Raw genomic sequence first — 21,266 nt, 5'->3', positions numbered from 1 at the left:
GTAGTGATAACCAAGCCAGTCTATTGACGAGACAGACTGGCTGAAGGCGTGACAAACAATAAAAAGAGACAAGTGCGGTGATGGGGGATTATTCGCCGATTTTTTTGACCGATAGCGTCAATTCAAAGGTCGCCATAGGCTCATCCCCGTGTAAGCTTGGGCATGTGGCCACAATGGTGACAGGCTGATTAACGCGATGACCCGTTTCGATTGATTCACTGATCATCTGGTTAATCTTGTCTCCATCAAGACACGTAAACACCACGTCATCCTCTGGTCGTTTATGAAAATCAGCGTTGACGGATTTAAACGCTAAGCTAATTTTAACCCCGCGTTGCTCGGCCATGGCCATGGCAAGAAAGCCACCTGCGACATCAGCGCCAACTGCCAACGCGCCGAAATACATACTGTTGAGGTGGTTTTTGGTACGTCGCCCCAGCGGGATTCGCATCGTGACATGCTTATCGTCGATGGAGAGGATCTTGGGCCGACACCAACCGATCATGGGTACTTTTAAAAAGCCAAACAACGACAAATGTTGATTAGCGCGTGCTAACGGAGACGAGAACATAGACACTCCTTGTTATCTGGTCGTACCTGTTACGCTACCTTGGTGTTCAATTTGCCGTCAACATCTTGTTAACAAAGTTGTGGCCTAGTGCTTTATTTTTCAGAGGTTAGACGCCCATTGTCGGGATCAACCCATTAAATAGGGCACGGAGAATAATGGCGCAGGTTTTGGTGTCTGTGATTTGTCCATTTGCAACGAGCGCCTGTAACTGGGAAGGGCTCACCCAATAAGGCGCAATAAACTCATCGTCATCTAATTGCGTTTGGGTGGGAGTGAGCGCTTGGGCAATATAAAAATACTGCACTTCATCGCAAAACCCGGGCACAGGGTGAGCGATGCCGAGAAAATGCCAGCGAGTCGCCACATAACCGGCCTCTTCTCCTAACTCTCTTTTGGCGGCTTCTAGCGGTGGCTCCTTCGCTTCCAGTGTGCCCGCAGGCGCTTCGATAATCCATTGATTGATGGCAGGACGAAATTGTTTGAGCAGCAGTATATTGCCATCTTCTGACAGAGGTAATATCACGGCGGCACCAGGGTGGCGTATGACGTGGTGTACGTGGTGCAGACCATCAGGTGTCTGTGTATGGGTTTCCACCAAGCTGAGCTTTTTCCACTGGTAGCGTAGTGTGTCATTCATGTTAGCGTGGCTCTCCATTCGTGGCGTAATCAATATTTTTGGTGCGGTGTTTTTTGCTAAAGTATGATAGCATTCGCCGCCTTAATTGGCGTGTGCACGCCTTTTGCTTTTGATTGACCTTTGGAGTGATACCTTGCAATTTGACGATCTGGGACTCGATAGACGCTTACTATCGCTTATTGCCCACCGTGGATTTGAACAGCCAACAGACATTCAACGTCAAGCCATCCCCGTTGTCATGGCAGGCAAAGACTTACTGGCCTCTTCAAAAACAGGATCGGGGAAAACGCTGGCGTTTTTGTTGCCAGCTATGCAGCGTGTGTTGCGTTCTAAGCCCCTCAGTCGTCGCGATCCGCGTGTCTTGATCTTGGCGCCGACCCGTGAGCTAGCAAAACAGGTGTATGGTCAGCTGCGTATGTTGACCAGCGGCACCAGCCACAAACCGGCCTTGGTACTCGGTGGCGAGAATTTTAACGAGCAAGCGAAGGTGTTTCGCCAGTCGCCAACCTTTGTGGTCGCGACGCCAGGTCGATTAGCTGATCATCTTGAACAACGCCACTTGTCTTTGTCGGGATTGGAAATGCTGATTTTGGACGAAGCGGATCGTATGCTTGACCTGGGCTTTAAAGCGCAGCTCGACGCGGTTAACCAACATGCGGATCACCGTTTAAGGCAGACACTGATGTTTTCTGCCACTTTGGATCATCAGCAAGTGACAGACATCGCCGCGGGGATGCTCAAGTCTCCTAAACGTATTGCCGTAGGGGAAATTGAAGCGCTACATAGCGATATTGAGCAACATTTTGTGCTGAGTGATCACCTCGACCATAAACATGCGCTGCTTGAGGAACTGGTACAAGCTAATGCGCATAAGCAAGTCATGATTTTTACCGCGACACGCGCTGACACAGAGCGTTTAGCTGAACGTTTTTCTCAGGCTGGCTACCAAGCGATTGCACTCAGTGGTGAATTGAACCAAGCCACACGCAGCCGGATCATGAACGAGTTTGAGCGTGGATTTCATGAGGTTTTGGTGACCACGGACGTGGCATCGCGAGGTTTGGATTTAATGAATGTGTCTTTGGTGATCAACTTTGATATGCCAAAGCATGCGGAAGAATACATTCATCGAGTAGGGCGTACCGGTCGTGCTGGGCAGCAAGGATTGGCTTACTCACTGGTAGGGCCTAAAGATTGGCGTAGTTTTAAAAATATCGAAGGTTTTTTACAGCAAAAACTCGACTTTACTAAGATTGAAGGCTTTGAAGGAAAGTTCAAAGGCTTTAAAGAGAAAAAAGCTGAAAAAGCAAAACCTTCAAGATCAGCTAAACCCAAAAAAGCACCCGTTAAGAACAAGAAAAAGGCGCCAAAAAAGCGAGATAGAAGCTTTTATACCAATGTGCCGGTTGGTGATGCGCCTTTGGTAAAAAAGAAGTCTAAACCTGAGTCTTAATCGAGCTGTAATGGCTGAGCGTGTTGGCGCTGACCATTAAACACTGACGCTTCCGCTATGCCAAATGGTGTAGCGGAACCTCTCGACTACGCAATATAACGATTGCTCTGCCACTTTACTGTTACTTTTAAGACATAGGCCGAGTATCAAACCTCTCTCCACGATTTATCTCTGTCTTTGCCTCAATATCGTGGCAACTTCCCTAGCTAAAGGCGTCATTGGTTAAATGTGATGTATCGCTAACAGTGAAAGCTGCGCTTTGTCGCACCACAAGGTGTTAAGTGATGAAACTTTATGCGTTCAACTGTCTAGTTGGCCAAAAAACTCACTTTTCTTTGCGTGAGATCGATTCTACGGCTGATTTTACAGTGATTTATCCGTAAACTACGTCCATCTGTTGGAAAGCGCTCATCCTTTGAACAACTTGAGCTGCTGGAAACGCGTATCACTCTGTCTATCATTTTTAAACTGGGAAAATTGCTGTGGAAACTGCACTGGTCGTTGCTTTTATCACTGCTGCGGCGTGGATTGTTCGCCGTGAACGTGCTGCACAATAATCTGCTGATTGAGCCCTTTTATACACACTCGTTTTATTCAGCAAAAATGAAAAGCCTTCTCCATGGAGAAGGCTTTTTTATGCTTACGTGTTTCGATGCTCGGCGTCAGTTGTCGTAATAGTCGCCGTCTGACACTTCATGAAAGTCTTCTACTTGGCTGGCGGCTTGGAAGTCAGCAGCAGGCTTGAGTTGACGTCGCCGTAACATCGTTACTTGCTCTTCCAAGCGATGAGCGGTTTCAATGTTGCCTTCTTGATAGGCTTCTTGGATTTTTCTTTCAAATTCATCAATACGTTGAGTCATCACCATCGTTATACCCTCCGACAGTTCCCACGCACAATCACAACGAGCATCGCTGTGGGAGTTGCACCACGCACTAAGACGCCCGCCTTGTAACAGCGATTACGTCCATACCTTAAACTTAGTTTAGATTGACAAGATAACCAGTGAGAGAGGTCACACTGGACGGTAACACAAGGGAGTGAGATGGTTACCGTTTGCTATTAATACAGGTATCTGACAGAAAAAATCAAGCGATTTTGTTCCAAGCCATTGGCACGCCACGTTGCGCCTAACGACAAGGTTTCAGTGGAGTGAAAGCGCCCGCCAATTTCCACTAAGCTGGTGGTGTCGTCTTGATCAAAAATGATAGAACCGACATACAAATTGGCCTCAATCGGTGGGGCTACCCAGCCGCGCAATCCGGCACCAATCACAGTGGCAAAATCACCGGTATCGTGCTTGTCGTCGTCTGGCCGCCGAAACCATGCACCTTCCAGCTCGCCATACACATCGACAAACTGGTTAATTGGGGCATGAAAGCCAACACCGCCCGAGGTATACCAGTCACCTTCGAATTGCGTATCCCCTTTAGCGACGAAGTGTGCGCCCTCCGTAAATGCAAAACGTCCCAACCCGCCAATTCCACTAGGATTTGCAAGGACGTTGACCTGAATATGGTTGTAATCAAAATTGGTCGCATGTGCAGCGGGTACGGACAGGGTCATGGCCAATAGTGCCGCTTTACTAAGGCGTGTGATCACAGCATTTACTCCATTTGCATTTAACATCAGTGTAATAGCTTCAACGCAGTCAGTGCAATAACTTAGCCGATCTTGCGCCCATATTTAAACCACAGCGCACATTGCGTCGCTAATTCACGAGGATTGATGTGTCAATATTTTGTTTGATTTAGGCTTTTGCTATTGCGTAAAAAAATATTTGCACAAAAGAATGTGGCAGGTTAGCGTAGGAGTCGAATAACGAAAACGTGGCAATCAGCTACGTGAGTCAGCGACACGCAAACACAGGATTAGCTCATGAGTGAACACCCAACCGATGACGTTAGAATTGACCAAATAAAAGAACTCCTTCCACCTATCGCTGTACTGGAAAAGTTTCCAGCGACCGACGCGGCGGAACACACCGTATTTAATGCACGTCAGGCGATCCATCAGATCTTAAACGACCAAGACGACCGTTTGGTTGTCGTTGTAGGGCCTTGTTCTATTCACGACCCTAATGCTGCGCGCGACTACGCCAAAAAACTTAAACAGCTGCGTGAGACATTAAGTGCCGATTTGGAAGTGGTGATGCGGGTTTATTTTGAAAAGCCGCGCACGACGGTTGGTTGGAAAGGCCTAATTAATGACCCGTATTTAGACAACAGTTTCAAAATTAATGATGGGCTGCGACTAGGGCGTAACTTACTGCTAGATATTGCGGATTCTGGTTTGCCTGCGGCGGGTGAATTTCTTGACATGATCACGCCACAGTATATGGCCGATTTAATTAGTTGGGGCGCGATTGGGGCACGGACTACAGAGTCTCAGGTGCATCGCGAACTTGCCTCTGGGCTATCATGTCCTGTTGGATTTAAAAATGGCACAGATGGGAATATCAAAATTGCCACGGATGCCATTCGCTCAGCGAGTTCACCGCACCAGTTTTTATCAGTGACCAAGTATGGACACTCTGCGATCGTCGCAACCGCAGGTAATGAGGATTGTCATCTGATTCTACGTGGAGGCAAAACGCCTAATTATTACGCGGGTGATGTCGATCAGATCTGTGGGGCGCTGGCTGATGCTGGGTTACGGCAAAAATTGATGATTGATTTGAGCCATGCCAATAGCAGCAAACAATATCAAAAGCAGAAAGACGTCAGCGAAGATGTGGCGGGGCAAATTGCAGCAGGCAACAAAGCCATCTTTGGTGTGATGATCGAGAGTCATCTCGTCGAAGGTCGCCAAGATTTAACGGACGGTCAGTCGCTTACCTATGGTCAAAGCATTACGGACGGTTGTATTGGTTGGGAAGATACGGAAAGAGTGCTCCATCAATTGGCGGCCTCTGTGCGTGCACGTCGTGAAAAGACGACGCCGCTCAGTGAATCCGCTTAATTGCGTCTGTTTAGTCACAAGAAGCCCCCAACCGGTGGGGGCGAATCACAGGGGTCAGTGCATGGCACTGGCCTTTCTTATTTTTGGAAAATAGCTTGAAACTCGCGTTTTAATCCAGGCTTTAAACGTGCTTGTTTCAGTTGCTTCGATAAATCTTTGACACAAGAGCTGAGCACATCATCAAGAATTTGCGCTTTGTAGTTGTCGCGCTCTTCATCAGACATATCACTTAAGTCAACCTTCTCGAGCTCGCTCAGCGCATCGATACCCGCATAGCTTTGACTTATGGCGACGAGTGCGTGAAATTGATCATAGTTGTCGAGAATGTTTTGCGCACTGGCAGGCAGTTTCTCCCACGCCTCTTTGACACTGGCACTGGACGCATCGTGTACCGAGGCGATCATCGTGTACATGGCTTCAGGGGCTTGTTCATAACGGATCACGCATTGTAGCTCAGGAGAAAAGCTATCAAAGCTGACGGGGGATTGATTAGAGTCGGACATTCACAGGCTTCCTTACGACTGTTTCGAGGAGGGTGGATGAGCTTTTTTGTCTTTGCTTGCTTTATCGTCTGATCTTGCTTGTTCCGCTAAGGGTACCACTGTGTCTGTTGATAGAGTGGCACGGTTCTCACCAGCAAGAAGCCCACCTTTTTCAATGGTCAGTTGCTCGGTATTCAGTACGCCTTTCATCTTTCCCTGCGAGAGAATATCGATAGCGTCTGCATCACATTGCCCCTCTACTAAGCCATTGATGGTGATATGCTTAGCGTTGATGGTACCGCGAAAGTGGCCAGATGCTGAGATAACAACGGCGTTAGCCTGGGTTATATTGCCTTCCCCAAATCCATCAATTTGAATATCGCCCTCAAGATCAATATCACCGACCACTTTACAGTTTCTGGCGACGATCGATAAGCCATGATTCGGGGTAGACTTTGAACTAAACAGACCCATGTCGTGCACTCCACATACATCATTTTGGTCAAGTATATCATTAGCTGTGCACAGATGGTGGCGCTCTGGTGTACAACCCGATGCGTAAGATGTGATCCTGCTACCAGTATTGGTGATCGTCGCCTCGGGTGGATTATTGCGCGGTTATCGGCGCAGTGATTGCTTGCACGACATTCAGTTGATATAACTCGATGAAATCGACTAAATGGGATCATCGCTATGTCAAGGACACTCTCACCGTATCAGCAACGTGTCATCGGTTGTTTACTTGAGAAAGAAGTCACCACCCCGGATCATTACCCGCTCACACTCAATGCGCTGACCACCGCCGTGAATCAAAAAAGCAACCGTGATCCTGTCTATGAGATGGCCGATTCAGAGGTATTAGATATCGTAGAGACCTTGATTGAGATGCGTCTGGTTAGCCCGCAAGAGGGCAGCGGTGGGCGTGTTGCCAAGTATCAACATCGTTTCTGTAATACACAATTTGGCGACCTAACCCTCAGTGAGCCACAGAAAGCGATCCTTTGTGTCATGTTATTGCGAGGCGCTCAGACGCCCGGGGAGTTGAGAACCCGTACACAGCGCCTCTATGCCTTTAATCGTGTCGAAGATGTCGAGCGCACATTGGCTGACATGATTACGTCAAACTGGGTAAAAAAATTGCCGCGTGAGGCTGGAAAGCGCGAGTCGCGCTATCAACACCTATTTACTGACGGCGTTAATATGCCGACGAACTCAGCACCGCAATTGGAACCAGAACCGACCACCGATGCCTCTTTGGTGACGCGAGTGAGTGCGTTGGAGCAAGAAGTGGCGGAACTCCGTCAGATGTTAGAGGCTGTTTTGGAGCGATAACACCTATGGATACGCCTTGGTTTGTTTATTTGATTCGAACGCGCCAAGGGCAGCTTTACTGTGGCGTAACAACGGATGTTAGCCGCCGGTTGATACAACATCGCCAGGGTAAAGGTGCACGTGCGCTACGAGGGAAAGGACCGCTGTCACTGGCGTGGCAATCGCAACCGATGGAAAAGCGAACGGCGATGCAGCGCGAATGGCAAATAAAGCAATGGCCGAAGCAGCGTAAGGAAGCGCTATGTGCACGCTTTTGTTGTGTGCGTGACAATGGTGTTGATTAATTAAATAAGCGAGTGATGGGTTGTGACTGCGTGAGGAGCGCAGTCAACTGATGGATATTCATTGAGGGGTAATAAAGGTGCCCCTGCGCATAGCGGCACCCCAGGTCAAACAAAAAGTCACGTTGATCTTCACGTTCCACACCTTCTGCGACCACTTTTAATTTCAGCAATTGCGCCATGTTAATGACGGCTTGGCAAATCACGATATCGTCTTTGCAGTGAGGCAGATCGGCTACAAAACTGCGATCGATTTTGACGGTGTCCACCGGGAAATGCTTAAGATAGGCCAGAGATGAGTATCCGGTGCCAAAATCGTCAATCGCCAAAGAAACACCTGCTGCCGCGAGCGTGTGTAAGGTATGTTGGTTTTGGCTAAGGTTCTCAATGAAAACTTGTTCTGTCAGTTCAATTTGCACACGTTCGGGCGGGACTTGATGGCGTTCAATGGCGCGTAGAATGGTATCAGCAAGGAAGCTGTCTTGGAATTCATGCCCAGAGATATTTATCGCGATAAATGGGGGGGCACAGTGCTGCGCCAGCAAGGTTGCATAGGTCTCTAATGCCTCATTGACCACCCAAGTGCCTAACTGCCGCATAAGCCCTGTGTCTTCTGCGGTGCGGACGATGGTATCAGGCGAAATCACCGCGCCCTCTGTATCTTGCCAGCGTACCAGGGCTTCAATCCCCGCAATGCTGTGATCTTTTAGATCGATTTGCGGCTGAAAATGTAAGCTCAACTCGTTACCTTGAATCGCTTTGCGGATGGCGTACTCGGTATCCTTTTTCTGATGCAGGTGGTCTCGCATTGCCATTTGAAACACCACGACTCTGTGATGAGAGAGTTGACGAGCGCGATGCGCCGCGGTGTCTGCGTGACGCAACAGTTCCTGAGCGGGCATGGAGGCATCGTAGCGATAACTAATGCCGACGGCACAGGTCACAATAATCTCCTCTGCGTCGTGGAAGAAGGGCTGCTCAATGGCTTTTCGGATCTGTTTCGCGTAAATCTCCGCTTTTAGCGGTGAAAGCTCGCTGCCGACAATCGCGAATTGGTCGTCGCTGATTTTGGCAATATAGTCATCGGTTTGCCTCACGCGTTGTAGACGTTGTGCCAATTCAACTAAAAGCTGGTCATGCACCGCTTGCCCGTACAAATCATTGATCTCTTTCAAATTATCAATGTCCACACAGATTAACGCCAGATCGTGGGGGTGCGCGTTAGATTCATGTACACGCTGCTGAATATAGCGAGTGAGGGCATGACGGTTGGGTAGGTACGTCAAGGCGTCGTGATTCGCGATAAAATGTAGCTGCTGCTCGACGTCTTTGCGTTGCTCAATTTCATTTTTTAAATAGTCAATCGTGGTCTGCGCCGCCCGGCGAGACATCAAATTCACCTCAGCCAAATACAACGCGACGCCCAATAAAAGAGCCACAAGCATGCCGGCGATATAAATCAGAATGGGTAATGAGATAAATTGACTGGCGCCTGGCTCTTGCCAAAGCGCAAGCTGCATAGCGGGTTGCGTGCCTGCTAAGGTTAAAGGTGCCGAACCAACCGCGGCAAACGGCGAGATGGTGTCACCAAGCAACACGGTGTCGTTTGCCCAGCGGGTCATGGTGAGGTGTTGATGTTTATTGAGATAGTCGGACGTAACCTCGCCAACAAGCGCGTCAAGATTAACGACTGCGCCAAGATAGTAACTTGGCGCGGCGCGGCTATGACTGTAAATCGGGTAAGCAATTCGCCAACGGGTGAGATCGGGCTGATCCGTTTCAAGCTGTCCCTCTGGCTCGCCCACTACGTCAAATGAAAAACGCGGCTTATTATGGCTGGTATCTGCGTGTGTTTGCCAACTTATTTCCTTTCGACTGTCCGCCCAAAACAATGATGAAATATAGGCACTGTCTTGTTGGGTTTGTTGCACCAAAGCTTGCCATGTCGAGAAGGTCGAGGGCACATCCAACTCGATGTTACTGGCTAATGAACTAAGCCGTGTGAGTTGGGTATTAATGCTGCGTTCGACGGCGCTGGTCAAGGCTTGAACTTCCACATTGAGAAGCTTTTCAGTGCGTTGCGCTTGTTGTGACTGGGCAGCCTGATACAACAAAAACGTCGCGACGAGCACACCAAAACAGACGAGCGCGATGAAAATGAACGCACGGCCACGAGGCTGTGCCGACCGCCTGGCAAGTGTGAGTGGATCCTCGTTGTGATCATTGAATGTTGATAAAGGCATAGGGCCTGCGCGTAAGGATTATGGTGACAACCAGATAGTTCCAGTGTAGTGCTAAGAATGGGGGATTGCGCGTATCAATACTGAGACAGTAGTCGGCCGCTTGCTGCCAACAAAATCTCGGCGTTAACCCAGTAACTGACGTGGATGCGACAGGGCACTTACTTGTACAAATAATTTTTTTTGTACAATTTTGATCTATCTTCTACTCTTAGTTGTACAACATATTATAAATGTACAACTCCGCAGCCAATGCTGCGCGGTCAGTGTAGAGGTGAGACATGTCATTCCCTGTAGGTGTTAGCGCCTGTGTTATTGGCGAAAAAGTACGATTTGACAGTGGTCATAAGCGTAGCCCATTTGTCACCAAAGAGTTGGCACCGTATGTCGACTTCGTGCCAGTGTGCCCTGAAGTCGGGATTGGACTCCCCGTGCCGCGCCCCGCTATTCGGTTAGTCGATAAAGGCGACCTATCAGTGAGGTTGGTAGAAACCAAAGATCAGCAAAAAGACTACACCGAGAAAATGATAGCGTTCAGTGAACAGAAAGCGGAAGAGCTCGCTCACAAAGCACTGCGTGGCTACATTGTCTGTGCCAAGTCACCGACCTGTGGCATGGAGCGGGTGAAAGTCTACCGCGAGAATGGTTACGCCTCAGATATTTCCGGGGTAGGGCTTTACACTCAGGCACTGATGGCGCGTATGCCATGGCTACCTGTTGAAGAAGACGGCCGGCTTAACGATCCTATCCTCAAAGAGAACTTTGTTTTTCGGCTATTTGCGCTTGATGATCTTTACCAGAGTGTCGAGCAAGGGGTGACCAAGAAAGCTCTTGTCGATTTCCACTCACGCTATAAGTTGGTGCTGATGGCGCACTCACCTGAAAAGTACCGTGAGCTTGGGCGATTTATGGCCAACATCGGCCATTATGACCTTGATCGTTTTTTTGAACAGTACCGCACCGCGTTTATGCAAGCCATCGCCATTCGTGCGACGCGTAAAAAACACACCAACGTGCTGATGCACCTGCAAGGCTATTTTAAAAACAACCTTGATAAAAGCCAAAAAGCTGAGTTAGCGAACCTTATTCATGCGTATCGTCAGGGCACCATGCCTTTACTGGCGCCGCTGACGTTGATTTCGCATCACCTACATAATCACCCTGATGCGTACTTAGCTAACCAAGCCTATCTCAAGCCTTATCCTGATGCGCTGAGGCTTCGCTATGGCCTTTAACACGACTCACACTCTGACCATCAGTCAGGTCGCGGATCAAACCGGGGTTAACCCTGTCACACTGCGTGCTTGGCAGCGACGTTATGGATTGCTTGCGCCTGAGCGAACGGCCAAGGGACATCGGCTTTATCGCCAAGAAGATGTAGAGACTATCGCTCATATTCTCCAGTGGTTAGACAAAGGCGTGCCGATTAGCAAGGTCAAACCTCTTCTTGCTCACAGTCCCGCGTCGGCCGAGGCGGAAGACGACAGCGTGGCACAAGAGCTGATTGACTGTATTCATACATTCTCAGTCAAACGGCTTGGGAAAGCCCTGGATATGATTTTAAAAGAGTACCCCTTTTATTGGTTAGTTGAACATGCCTTTACACCGATCGACCAATGGTTAGGTGACGAGGATGAAGCGGTTCGTGTATTGCAGCGCGACCTGTGGCAAAGCGCCGTGATTGACCGATGCAGAACGGCGCTGGCGGCGAATGCCAAACGACATGCCCAGTCTCGATGCTGGCTTGTCTCATTAACGGTAACCAGCGAATATCAACGCGTGCTTATGGCGATGGCACTCAACGAGAAGGGTTACAGTGTCACAATGTTATCCAGTCCGCATCAGCAATTGAATTTGGTGGTTGAGGTGATGCGCGAGCAGGGGGTGACAACATTGGCCTTAATGGCTAATCGTCGTCTCGATCGCGCCCAAATCAATCAAGTACGCCATTGCCTTGCTCAAGATGATATTGACGTTGTGAGCCAAGCTTTTATCTGCTCCGTACACGGTGACGAGCTCGAAGAACTTAAGGAGAACAAAACGTTATGCATCTAGTCTGGTTTCGGCGCGATTTACGTGGGCTGGATAACCGTGCTTTGAGCGCAGCCAGCGAAGCGTCCGATCCTGTGGTCGGGATATTTATTGAGACACCGGAACAGTGGGCATCGCACCATCTTGCCCCCAAACAAGCGGGCCTTATCAAAGCACGGCTAGAGGCGTTACGTGAAGAGCTTCGCGCGCAAAACATTCCGTTGGTGGTTGAACGTGCGGCTGACTTTTCTCAATCGGCGGAAAAAGTGGCTGACTATGCCCACCGCATTGGTGCAACAGCGGTATTTGCTAACAAGGAGTACGAGCTCAATGAAAGCAAGCGTGATGAACAGGCGCGCGTGGCGTTGGCGGACAAAGGCATCGCGTGGTATGCCTATGATGACCGCAATTTGTTTGCACCGGACACCATAAAATCGGGAAAAGGTGAACCGTATAAGGTGTTTACTCCCTTTAAAAAGGCTTGCTTACGTGCCTTAGACGGCATGGATGCCTCACCGCGCCAAAAGCCACCTAAACGCGAGATAAATTCGGCCGTCGACGCGATCTTTTCACAGCTTAAACCGATTCACTTTGATTATCCGACAGAGGATGTCTCCGACTGGGCGTCTGATGAGAAAGGGATCCTCGCGCACATGCGTCGTTACTGCCGCGAGCAAGTGGCTGATTATAAAAGACAGCGTGACTTTCCCGCTGTTGATGCCACCAGTCAACTTTCTCCTTATTTAGCCATTGGCGCGTTATCCCCACGTCAATGCTTGGCACGTTTACAAGAAGAGCATGCCGATTGGCGCGAGCCCGATACAGGGGCAGCCACCTGGCTTTCGGAACTTATTTGGCGTGATTTCTATCAGGAAGTGAGTGCGCAAAATCCGGCAATCAGCAAAAAGTATAGCTTTTTAGCTTGGGGCGAGTCAGTGGTATGGGATAACGACCTTACATTGTTTGAGGCGTGGAAGGCGGGCAAAACGGGCTTTCCCATTGTTGATGCGGCCATGCACCAGCTTAATCAAACGGGCTGGATGCATAACCGGTTGAGAATGATTGTGGCCAGCTTTTTGACCAAAGATCTACTTATCGATTGGCGCTGGGGAGAAGATTACTTCATGTCCAAGCTGATTGATGGCGATTTTGCCTCTAACAACGGGGGCTGGCAATGGTCTGCGTCGGTAGGGACCGATGCTCAACCTTACTTTCGGATCTTTAATCCGACCACACAGGGAGAGCGGTTTGATAGTGATGGGCGCTTTATTCGTCGCTGGCTACCGGCGCTTAAACAGGTGCCGGGCAAGCATATTCACCAGCCTTGGCAATGGGCAGATCACTACGCCCAGACGCTAGATTATCCGCGTCCGGTGGTGGATCACGCCACTCAGCGCAAAAAGGCGCTGGCTATTTTTGAAGCGGCGAAGAATCAGCCTCAGGAGCAAACACCATGACTCGCTCCCCAACCCATGTCGGTGTGTCGCAATTTGTGACGACCTATCAAGCGCTTAATAAAGATAACTTGTCATCACTGGCGACGATTTATCACCCCAAGATTGTGTTTGTCGACCCAGCGCATGAGATAACCGGCTTAGAAGCGTTTATCCAGTATTTTTCGCTGCTGTACGAAAACGTGACCGATTGTCAATTTCATATACACACGACCGCGGTAGACGGAGACGATGCCTTTGTGACCTGGACCATGATGTTAACGCATCCCAAGTTGGATGGGGGGAAAACGCGACAAGTTCAGGGCTGCTCTCACTTACGTTTTTATGACGGCAAAATCATTCGCCATCGTGATTACTTCGACTTAGGTGAAATGCTGTACGAGGCGCTGCCTGTGATAGGTCGCCTGCTCAAACATATCAAAACGAGGCTAGGACAATGAAAAACGTATTGATCACCGGCGCCACGTCGGGAATTGGTGAGCAATTGGCAAGAGACTATGCACGTCAAGGTTGGCAGGTAACGGCCTGTGGGCGAAATCAAGACAAGCTCAACACTATGGCTCGCGATCACGCATCATTAGATGCATTGGCGTTTGATGCCACGGATGGCGAACAAACGCATCAAGCGCTGAGTAACCTAAGCGTCTTCCCCGATTTAATTATTCTAAATGCTGGGACGTGTGAATATATCGACCATGGCAAAGTCGATGTGGCGCTGTTTAAACGCGTTTTTGAGATCAATGTCTTCGGCGTCCTCCACTGTATTGAAGCGCTACAGAGTCGGTTCACCCACAGTACGCATCTTGCCATTGTCGGCTCGTCGGCCAGTTACATGCCGCTGCCACGTGCGGAGGCATACGGCGGATCGAAGGCGGCGATTAGCTACATAGCCAACACCTTATCGGCAGATCTGGCGCAACAAGGAGTGACGGTGTCACTTATTTCGCCAGGGTTTGTAAAGACACCACTGACAGACCAAAACGACTTTGCGATGCCAATGCGCATCACGGTGGAGCAAGCATCGGCGGCGATTCAACAAGGATTAGCAAAAGGAAAAACGGAAATACATTTTCCGCGAAAATTTACCTTTATTCTCAAGTTTCTCGCGCTATTGCCTATGTCTTGGCAGCGAGCTCTCGCACGACGTATGACAAGGAACTAAATCATGAAAATTGCCATCATCGGCTCAGGCATTGCCGGTTTGACGTGTGCTCATTATCTCAATAAACAGCATGACATCACCTTGTTTGAAGCGAATGATTATTTGGGGGGCCACACGGCCACGGTCGATGTCGACGTCGCCAGTGGACAGTACGCGATTGATACCGGGTTTATCGTTTTTAACGATCGCACATACCCAAATTATGAACGTTTACTCAATGAAATTGGTGTAGGTCGTCAACCTTCTCAGATGAGCTTTAGTGTTCGCAATGATGCGAATGGACTGGAGTATAACGGGCATAGCCTTTCCTCGTTATTTGCGCAGAAGCGTAATGTCATCAATGTACGCTTCTACCGCTTTTTGGCGGAGATCATGCGATTCAACCGCCTCGCGCGCGACGCACATGAAACGGGTGAAGCGGAGCGGCAAGGCGCACTTAATACCCTAGGCGATTTTCTCAATCAACATGGGTTCAGTGATTATTTTTGTCAAAACTATATTCTCCCCATGGGCGCGGCTATCTGGTCATCTACCTTGTCGGATATGCGTGGCTTCCCCTTGGCGTTCTTTTTGCGTTTTTTCCAAAACCACGGCTTGTTGGATATCGCGAATCGGCCGCAATGGTATGTGATCCCCGGAGGCTCACGTGAGTACGTTAAAAAGCTCACGCCTGCTTTTGAGGATAAGATCCATCTGAATTCACCCGTGACAAAGGTCCGCCGGACCCCTGATGCGGTGTGGGTGACGACAGAAGCCGGTGAGCAGGCGTTTGAGCAGGTGATTTTTGCGTGTCACAGTGACCAAGCCTTGGCCATGCTGGCCGATCCCAGTGAAGCGGAACAACAGGTGCTTGGGGCGATTCCCTATCAAGACAATGAGGTTGTGCTTCACACTGATACGTCGCTGTTGCCTAAGCGTCAAGGCGCGTGGGCGAGTTGGAATTATCATTTACCTTTGTCAGACAAAATAGACACAGAACCAGCGGCTTTGACCTACAATATGAATATATTGCAGTCAATTCAGGCGCCTGAGACATTTTGCGTGACGTTAAATCAAACCGACAGGATCGAGCCGAGTAAAATTCTTAAGCAATTTGTCTATGCTCACCCCGTGTTTAATACCGACAGTGTTGCCGCACAGCAGCAGCGCCATCGGGTTAATGGCCAGCAACGCAGCTGGTTCTGTGGCGCCTATTGGTATAACGGCTTTCACGAGGATGGTGTGCGGAGTGCGCTTGATGTCGTGGAGGGGATTAATTCGTGAGTGAGTCGGTTTCAGCACTAAATAGCGGTTTATATGTCGGGCAAGTGCGGCATCGGCGTTTTAGCCCGATAAAACACACGTTCAATTACTCGGTGTTTATGCCTGTGATTGATCTTGATGAGCTTAGTTTGTTGGCATCACAGGTCAAAGGGTTTCGCTTGGGTAAGTGGGGGTTAGCTGCCTTTGATCATCGCGATTATTTGAATGGACAAGCCGACACCAAAGCGGCATGCATCGATAAGGTTCAGGAACTGACGGGCGAGCGCATTGAGGGGAAAGTGTATGCGTTGTGCCAGCTACGTTATTTGGGCGTGTATTTCAGTCCGGCCAACTTTTATTACCTCTATGACCAAGCCCATAACTGGCGTTATTTATTAGCCGAAGTGAGTAATACCCCGTGGGGAGAGCGGCATTATTATGCCGTGCCTGCGGGTCAGCGGTATGAGCATGACAAAGCGTTTCATGTCTCACCGTTTAATCCCATTAAGCAACGTTATCACTGGCGTCTTCGCCCTTTAGGTACGCGGGTTCACTTGCACCTCGAGGCTCACCGACAACAGAAAGAATTCGACGCCACACTTGGACTGCAGCGACGTCCATTTACATCAAAAACACTGAGTAAGTTATTGATCCGGACGCCGATGGAAACAGTAAAAGTTGTCATTGGTATTTATTGGCAAGCGCTCAAACTTTGGATAAAGGGCGCACCGTTTTATCCGCACCCGAGTGCGAAGAAGGAGTAATTATGTCTGCAACGGACGTACCTCAGAGTCAACGCACACTGACACGTAAAGAGCACTACGCTAAACAGCTGGTTTATACCCTGCTAGCACATGTTGATGAAGCGTGTATTTCGCTGGTTGATGAGCAGGGCCAAACCTTACAGTGTGGTGATCCTCAGGCACAATTACATGCATCCGTGCTGGTACACGACCCACGTTTTTACACCCGGATTTTAACCGGCGGTAGCATTGCGGCGGCCGAGGCTTACATCGATGGTTGGTGGGAATCACCGAACTTGACCGACGTTATTCGCGTATTTGCTCGCAACCTTCCTGCTATCGACAGAATTGAAAAGCACACTGGCTGGCTGGTGGGACTAGGGAACAAGCTTGCTCACTGGCGCAATCGCAATGAAAAAGAGACCGCGCGCCGCAATATCGCAGCGCATTATGACCTCGGCAACGACTTGTACCGTCATTTTCTTGATGAGCAAATGCTGTATTCCAGTGCTATTTACACTGACAAAGAAATGACCCTAGAGCAGGCCCAAGTGGAAAAGATGGACCGGCTCTGCCGACAGCTGGCGCTGACCTCTAACGATCATTTGCTCGAGATTGGCACTGGCTGGGGAGGAATGGCGGTCTACGCGGCTAAGCATTACGGCTGCCGCGTGACCACCACCACGATTTCACAAGAGCAATATGCTTGGGCAAAAGCCTGTGTCGAGCGAGAAGGGCTGGAAGATAAGATCACGCTGCTACAAAAAGACTACCGCGATCTGACCGGCGAATACGATAAGCTGGTATCGATTGAAATGATTGAAGCGGTGGGGAAAGAGTATCTAGATACCTTTGTCCGTCAATGTCAGTCATTGCTTAAGCCCAGTGGTTTAATGGCCATTCAAGCGATCACCATTGCTGATCAGCGCTACGAGCATTACAGCCGTAACGTCGACTTTATTCAAAAGCATATTTTCCCCGGAGGGTTTTTACCCTCAGTGAGCGTATTGTTGTCTCACCTCACCGCTCAAACTGATTTTGTGATCAGAGACCTAAAAGACATCGGCTTGGATTACGCACAAACCTTGGCTGATTGGCACACACGCTTCAATCAGCAGACGGAGGTACTGCGCGATTACGGCTATGACGATCGTTTTGCACGTTTGTGGCGCTATTACTTTTGTTATTGTGAGGGCGGCTTTAAGGAACGTACGATCAGTGCGGTCCAGCTACTCCTAAGCCGTCCTGCTTGGCGAGAGGCATAATCTGTGCGCTTTGTCGTTATCTCTTTATTGTTCAATGTTTACTGGTTTTCGGCGGCACTTGGCCCGCCGAGCTTTCAGTGGTTAATGGTCGCGATGCTACTGGGCGCGATCCTTTATGATCGCAGCGTGATGTGGGCCATTGCCGTGCTTACGCCTGTTGGGTTGATTGGAGATAGCTTATTACTCCACACACAGTGGTTGGCTGTTGAGGCCGAGTACGTTGTGATGCCGCTGTGGCTACTATTACTCTGGCTAGGGTTTTGCAGCTTTGCGTGGTTAATGCGTGAGCTTATCCTCGCACGCGCATTTTGGTTTATGGCGGCGCTGGGCAGTTTGGGTGGCGCAAGCAGTTACTGGGCAGGAGAGCGTTTAGGGGTTTTAAGCTTCCCACAATCAATATGGGTCACTGGCGCGGTGCTGATTGGCACTTGGTTAGTCTACAGCATCATCCTGATTAATCTGATGCAATGGCTGCAACACCACTTAGATGTCCGTACTGCCACGACAAGGAGAGAGCCATGAACAAGTGGGTAAAACACCTTGTATTAATGCTCGCGCTCGCAACGCCTTACGCCACCATGGGGGCGCCCTCGTCTTCAATGACATGGCAAAGCTGGCCCCAAGTTGGCGAAGCGACGCTAACTTGGGGCTGGTGGACGATATATCAGTCATCACTGCGCTCACCGACCGGGCGTTATCAAGCGCAAGCGCCTCATGCTTTAGTGATTACCTACGCACGCGATATCAGTGACCAACGACTGATGAAAGCAACAAACGATCAATGGGAGCACTTGGGCTTTTCGGAAGTACAACGAACGCGATGGCAACAAGCGCTGGACAACGCATGGGGAGAGATAACAGAGGGCGATCGTCTTGCGTTTGTTCGTCACGCGCAAAAGGGTGTTTTTTACGCTCAGCCAAAAGGGAAAGATTGGGAAGAGACCTTGACGGTCAAGGACATCGAGTTGGCAGATGCCTTTCTCGCAATCTGGTTATCAGAAGACACTGACTATCCAGATCATCGCCGAGCATTATTAGGAGAAACGCCATGAGACAAGTGACGCAGACGATAGGCAAAATCCTGACGGCATTGGTGAGTGCTGTGCTATTGGCGGCATGCTCTGCCGATATTGAAGACTATCAAGGGCGCAAGCCAGACTTTAACTTGTTTGAGTACTTTGAGGGACAAACAAAAGCGTGGGGCATGGTACAAGATTTTACCGGCGAGCAAACCCGACGCTTCGTTGTCGATATCGACGGTGTGGTAGAAGGCGACACACTGACACTGGATGAATCCTTTGTGTATGCTGATGGCGAAACGCAAACCCGGGTTTGGACGATTAAACGTCACTCTGATGGGACTTACACGGGGACGGCGGGCGATATCGTCGGGACAGCAACAGGTGTTGTGGCGGGCAATGCGCTTAATTGGCGTTATGATTTAGTGGTTCCCGTCGGCGATAGCGAATATCAGCTTCACTTTGATGACTGGATGTTTCGGCAAGACCAAGATCGCCTTTTTAACGTTACCTCAATGCGCAAGTGGGGGATTGAAGTAGGCAAAGTCACGCTGTTTTTTGAGCGGGTGGAACAATAGTTCGCGAATAGGACGAGTCAGAGGCGTTAACCAACACCTCTGGCCAAACCGATTGCGCGTTGAATAATCCAGCGCAGCAGCTTGGGAATGGGTGTTTTTAACTCATTCTCGGTATAGGCGATGATCGCCAACGCGGCGTCAGGCTTGGCATAGCGTTTTAAGGCTTTGGCGATAATACGTTTGTCATTCATGTGGGGCTGTTGACTGGTGACGCCGGCCATGTCGCGAAACAAAGGCTCATAACCGTTGTTGTACAAGTAGTGCTCAATATCTCTATCAGGCAGCACGGTTAAACGCGCGCCCTCTGGTTGATGCTCTATTTGCCCGCGCGCCGTCGCAGCGTACTTCTTACCAGCCATATCACCATCCGCCACCAAATGCCATTCAATACCTAATGCTTTTGCAGCCTTGATAAGCGGGCGTAATCCACTTTGGGCAAACTCGATAAGGTGTACACCCTCTGCAGCTAAGTCATAACCTTGCAATCGCGCTAGCTCGTTAAACAGCCATATCTCCGTTTCTCCTTCCACCAGCAACCAGCAGCGTGCAAATAGCGCACTGGGTCGGTGAAAACGGACATGGAAGGTCACGCGGCGGCGCTCGTCTTTGCTAAGAAGGTGAGGCGGTACTTGGTGGCTATGCGTTTCAGTGGGGTGTCGCACCAGTCGGCGAATATGATCCAGTTGTACGCCCGCGAGCAAGTCACCGCTGTTTGTGGTGAGCAACTTTTGCATCGGCATCAACTGAATCAAGCGCCACGCTTGATTCAGTAAGGTTGGATGAAGTCGCCCTTCTGGATCTTCAAATAACATCACTGGCCGCGCATTACGTTTGAGCTGTTTTGGCCCGCGCGCCCGGACAAATGCACTCAATAAACCCATGAGCACGAGCCGACTTTGATTAGAGGTATTGGCGGCCACCGCTTCGAGCGGGTGCATTTGGTTATGAGTGATGGCTAATGCACCCGGGGCATGAATGGGATAAGGATCGCGGTCATGCTCGTAGGCGGCAAAATAGTGATCGAGCAATTGACGCATGGCATGCAGGCCACTTTTTATCTCGCCTTTATTCACATGGCCGGGCATCATCAACAGGCGGCGATAGGTGTTGTCTAACCGCTGCTCAAGGCGGGTGTTATCTTTTGTCACTGCTTGCCCTGGCACGCGCATGCGTCTGGCATCACGCACACGAACAACTGGGTGAATTTGCATTAGGTGGCTGGCGAGCGCGTCGCTGTCTGCTTGCTCAATAATATCGCCTTGTGAGGATAAAAACTCTCTCCGTACCGCGACTTTACTTTCTTGGATGGTGGCGCTTAAGCAATAATCAAGGGTTCGACACCCCGCGTTGTTCCCATTCCAAACGGGTTTAAAACGACGATAGCGGCGCGCTTTATGCTCACCGGGGAAGCTCTCTTGCCAGCGAAGGATGATTTGAAACTGTTGTTCAGGCAAGACACCTAAGACATGGTCAACGTGAAAGTCCGACCGTTTAAACTGGGGTTTATCGCCACTTGGGTGCAATGCAATTTCTAGCGCATCAAGCAGAGACGATTTTCCCCATGCGTTTTCACCGATTAAAACGGTCAGCTCATCTACTTGCAGTGACAGGCGATTGATACCACGAAAGCCTGCTATTTCAATTCGGTCTAGTCTCATCGTCACCTCTGTTTTACAGTATGACACCTTCACTAAAAAGGAAACCAAACCCGTGATGGTTTTGTGCTATATGCCTGATTTATTGCATTTAAGCGAGCGCATGTTAGCGCCAGATTTGCGATATGGCGGTGAGCCAAACCCTGATATAGTGTTTAACAT

23 protein-coding genes are annotated in these 21,266 nt (G+C 49.7%); 15 read left to right on the top strand and 8 right to left on the bottom strand.

Features of this window, described 5'->3' with window-relative positions; genetic code table 11:
- Nucleotides 1-88 precede the first annotated feature (88 nt).
- Both EHW56_RS03755 and EHW56_RS03750 read right to left on the bottom strand, forming a co-directional pair.
- Nucleotides 89-571 carry a PaaI family thioesterase gene (locus EHW56_RS03755; protein WP_046075817.1) on the bottom strand — a complete coding sequence of 161 codons (483 nt, stop codon included), beginning with the start codon at nt 569-571 and terminating at the stop codon, nt 89-91.
- Nucleotides 572-677: 106 nt separating this feature from the next.
- Nucleotides 678-1,208 (bottom strand): NUDIX hydrolase, encoded by a 531-nt coding sequence (locus EHW56_RS03750; protein ID WP_158011367.1) that lies wholly within the window; start codon nt 1,206-1,208, stop codon nt 678-680.
- Nucleotides 1,209-1,341: 133 nt separating this feature from the next.
- Between EHW56_RS03750 and EHW56_RS03745 the strand changes: the two genes are divergently transcribed.
- Entirely contained in the window at nt 1,342-2,661 is a 1,320-nt protein-coding gene (locus tag EHW56_RS03745) for a DEAD/DEAH box helicase (protein ID WP_152798636.1), read from the top strand.
- A 662-nt stretch (nt 2,662-3,323) separates the two neighbouring features.
- Here the strand turns inward: EHW56_RS03745 and EHW56_RS03740 are convergent.
- Both EHW56_RS03740 and EHW56_RS03735 read right to left on the bottom strand, forming a co-directional pair.
- Nucleotides 3,324-3,521, bottom strand: a complete 198-nt coding sequence (locus EHW56_RS03740) for a hypothetical protein (RefSeq protein ID WP_131825352.1) — start codon at nt 3,519-3,521, stop codon at nt 3,324-3,326.
- 200 nt (nt 3,522-3,721) lie between these two features.
- Nucleotides 3,722-4,261, bottom strand: coding sequence for a hypothetical protein (locus EHW56_RS03735; RefSeq protein ID WP_231637467.1), 540 nt, complete (start codon nt 4,259-4,261; stop codon nt 3,722-3,724).
- Nucleotides 4,262-4,537: 276 nt separating this feature from the next.
- Here EHW56_RS03735 and aroG point away from each other — a divergent pair, with 276 nt between their 5' ends.
- Entirely contained in the window at nt 4,538-5,620 is a 1,083-nt protein-coding gene (aroG, locus tag EHW56_RS03730) for a 3-deoxy-7-phosphoheptulonate synthase AroG (protein ID WP_152798634.1), read from the top strand.
- Nucleotides 5,621-5,697: 77 nt separating this feature from the next.
- Here the strand turns inward: aroG and EHW56_RS03725 are convergent, their stop codons facing one another.
- Together EHW56_RS03725 and EHW56_RS03720 are read right to left on the bottom strand one after the other, a co-directional pair.
- A complete protein-coding gene (locus tag EHW56_RS03725; RefSeq protein WP_152794061.1) occupies nt 5,698-6,123 on the bottom strand; it encodes a DUF3069 domain-containing protein in 426 nt (141 codons plus the stop codon).
- Nucleotides 6,124-6,135: 12 nt separating this feature from the next.
- Nucleotides 6,136-6,576 (bottom strand): polymer-forming cytoskeletal protein, encoded by a 441-nt coding sequence (locus EHW56_RS03720; protein WP_046075823.1) that lies wholly within the window; start codon nt 6,574-6,576, stop codon nt 6,136-6,138.
- Nucleotides 6,577-6,795: 219 nt separating this feature from the next.
- Here EHW56_RS03720 and EHW56_RS03715 point away from each other — a divergent pair, with 219 nt between their 5' ends.
- Both EHW56_RS03715 and EHW56_RS03710 read left to right on the top strand, forming a co-directional pair.
- Nucleotides 6,796-7,434: a YceH family protein gene (locus EHW56_RS03715; protein ID WP_152798632.1), complete on the top strand. Its 639-nt coding sequence runs from the start codon at nt 6,796-6,798 to the stop codon at nt 7,432-7,434.
- Between the two features lie 5 nt (nt 7,435-7,439).
- Nucleotides 7,440-7,718 (top strand): GIY-YIG nuclease family protein, encoded by a 279-nt coding sequence (locus EHW56_RS03710; RefSeq protein WP_077579121.1) that lies wholly within the window; start codon nt 7,440-7,442, stop codon nt 7,716-7,718.
- Here the strand turns inward: EHW56_RS03710 and EHW56_RS03705 are convergent.
- Nucleotides 7,715-9,958 carry a bifunctional diguanylate cyclase/phosphodiesterase gene (locus EHW56_RS03705; RefSeq protein WP_152798630.1) on the bottom strand — a complete coding sequence of 748 codons (2,244 nt, stop codon included), beginning with the start codon at nt 9,956-9,958 and terminating at the stop codon, nt 7,715-7,717. The two genes, EHW56_RS03710 and EHW56_RS03705, sit on opposite strands and share 4 nt — an antisense overlap.
- 278 nt (nt 9,959-10,236) lie before the next feature.
- Between EHW56_RS03705 and EHW56_RS03700 the strand changes: the two genes are divergently transcribed.
- Genes EHW56_RS03700 through EHW56_RS03650 form a run of 11 tightly spaced genes read left to right on the top strand, consistent with a single transcriptional unit; the run spans nt 10,237 to nt 19,449 of the window.
- Complete coding sequence (locus EHW56_RS03700; RefSeq protein ID WP_152794052.1) at nt 10,237-11,190, top strand: DUF523 and DUF1722 domain-containing protein; 954 nt, start codon at nt 10,237-10,239, stop codon at nt 11,188-11,190.
- Entirely contained in the window at nt 11,180-12,010 is an 831-nt protein-coding gene (locus tag EHW56_RS03695) for a MerR family transcriptional regulator (RefSeq protein ID WP_152798628.1), read from the top strand. Before EHW56_RS03700 ends, EHW56_RS03695 begins: the two co-directional genes overlap by 11 nt.
- Nucleotides 12,001-13,443: a deoxyribodipyrimidine photo-lyase gene (phrB, locus tag EHW56_RS03690; protein ID WP_152798626.1), complete on the top strand. Its 1,443-nt coding sequence runs from the start codon at nt 12,001-12,003 to the stop codon at nt 13,441-13,443. The genes EHW56_RS03695 and phrB overlap by 10 nt, the downstream gene beginning before the upstream one ends.
- Entirely contained in the window at nt 13,440-13,880 is a 441-nt protein-coding gene (locus tag EHW56_RS03685) for a nuclear transport factor 2 family protein (protein WP_046075828.1), read from the top strand. The genes phrB and EHW56_RS03685 overlap by 4 nt, the downstream gene beginning before the upstream one ends.
- Complete coding sequence (locus EHW56_RS03680) at nt 13,877-14,602, top strand: SDR family NAD(P)-dependent oxidoreductase (protein WP_152794045.1); 726 nt, start codon at nt 13,877-13,879, stop codon at nt 14,600-14,602. Before EHW56_RS03685 ends, EHW56_RS03680 begins: the two co-directional genes overlap by 4 nt.
- 3 nt (nt 14,603-14,605) lie before the next feature.
- The gene (locus EHW56_RS03675; protein ID WP_152794042.1) at nt 14,606-15,865 is read left to right on the top strand and encodes an NAD(P)/FAD-dependent oxidoreductase; all 1,260 of its coding nucleotides are present in this window, start codon (nt 14,606-14,608) and stop codon (nt 15,863-15,865) included.
- Nucleotides 15,862-16,608 (top strand): DUF1365 domain-containing protein, encoded by a 747-nt coding sequence (locus tag EHW56_RS03670; RefSeq protein ID WP_046075831.1) that lies wholly within the window; start codon nt 15,862-15,864, stop codon nt 16,606-16,608. The genes EHW56_RS03675 and EHW56_RS03670 overlap by 4 nt, the downstream gene beginning before the upstream one ends.
- Before the next feature lie 2 nt (nt 16,609-16,610).
- Complete coding sequence (locus EHW56_RS03665) at nt 16,611-17,852, top strand: cyclopropane-fatty-acyl-phospholipid synthase family protein (RefSeq protein ID WP_077606600.1); 1,242 nt, start codon at nt 16,611-16,613, stop codon at nt 17,850-17,852.
- A gap of 3 nt (nt 17,853-17,855) precedes the next feature.
- Nucleotides 17,856-18,374, top strand: a complete 519-nt coding sequence (locus tag EHW56_RS03660; RefSeq protein WP_152798624.1) for a DUF2878 family protein — start codon at nt 17,856-17,858, stop codon at nt 18,372-18,374.
- Entirely contained in the window at nt 18,371-18,904 is a 534-nt protein-coding gene (locus tag EHW56_RS03655; RefSeq protein WP_227486435.1) for a hypothetical protein, read from the top strand. The genes EHW56_RS03660 and EHW56_RS03655 overlap by 4 nt, the downstream gene beginning before the upstream one ends.
- Nucleotides 18,901-19,449 (top strand): DUF3833 domain-containing protein, encoded by a 549-nt coding sequence (locus EHW56_RS03650; RefSeq protein WP_152798622.1) that lies wholly within the window; start codon nt 18,901-18,903, stop codon nt 19,447-19,449. The genes EHW56_RS03655 and EHW56_RS03650 overlap by 4 nt, the downstream gene beginning before the upstream one ends.
- Before the next feature lie 26 nt (nt 19,450-19,475).
- Here EHW56_RS03650 and EHW56_RS03645 read toward each other — a convergent pair whose 3' ends face one another.
- The gene (locus EHW56_RS03645) at nt 19,476-21,107 is read right to left on the bottom strand and encodes a DUF2813 domain-containing protein (RefSeq protein WP_152798620.1); all 1,632 of its coding nucleotides are present in this window, start codon (nt 21,105-21,107) and stop codon (nt 19,476-19,478) included.
- Nucleotides 21,108-21,266: the final 159 nt, after the last annotated feature.

Origin of the sequence: Salinivibrio sp. VGrn1 (genome assembly GCF_009377995.1) — a bacterium.
GTDB lineage: Bacteria > Pseudomonadota > Gammaproteobacteria > Enterobacterales > Vibrionaceae > Salinivibrio > Salinivibrio siamensis.
Note: the sequence above shows the minus strand (reverse complement) of the source record. Positions and strands in the feature narration are given on the sequence as shown.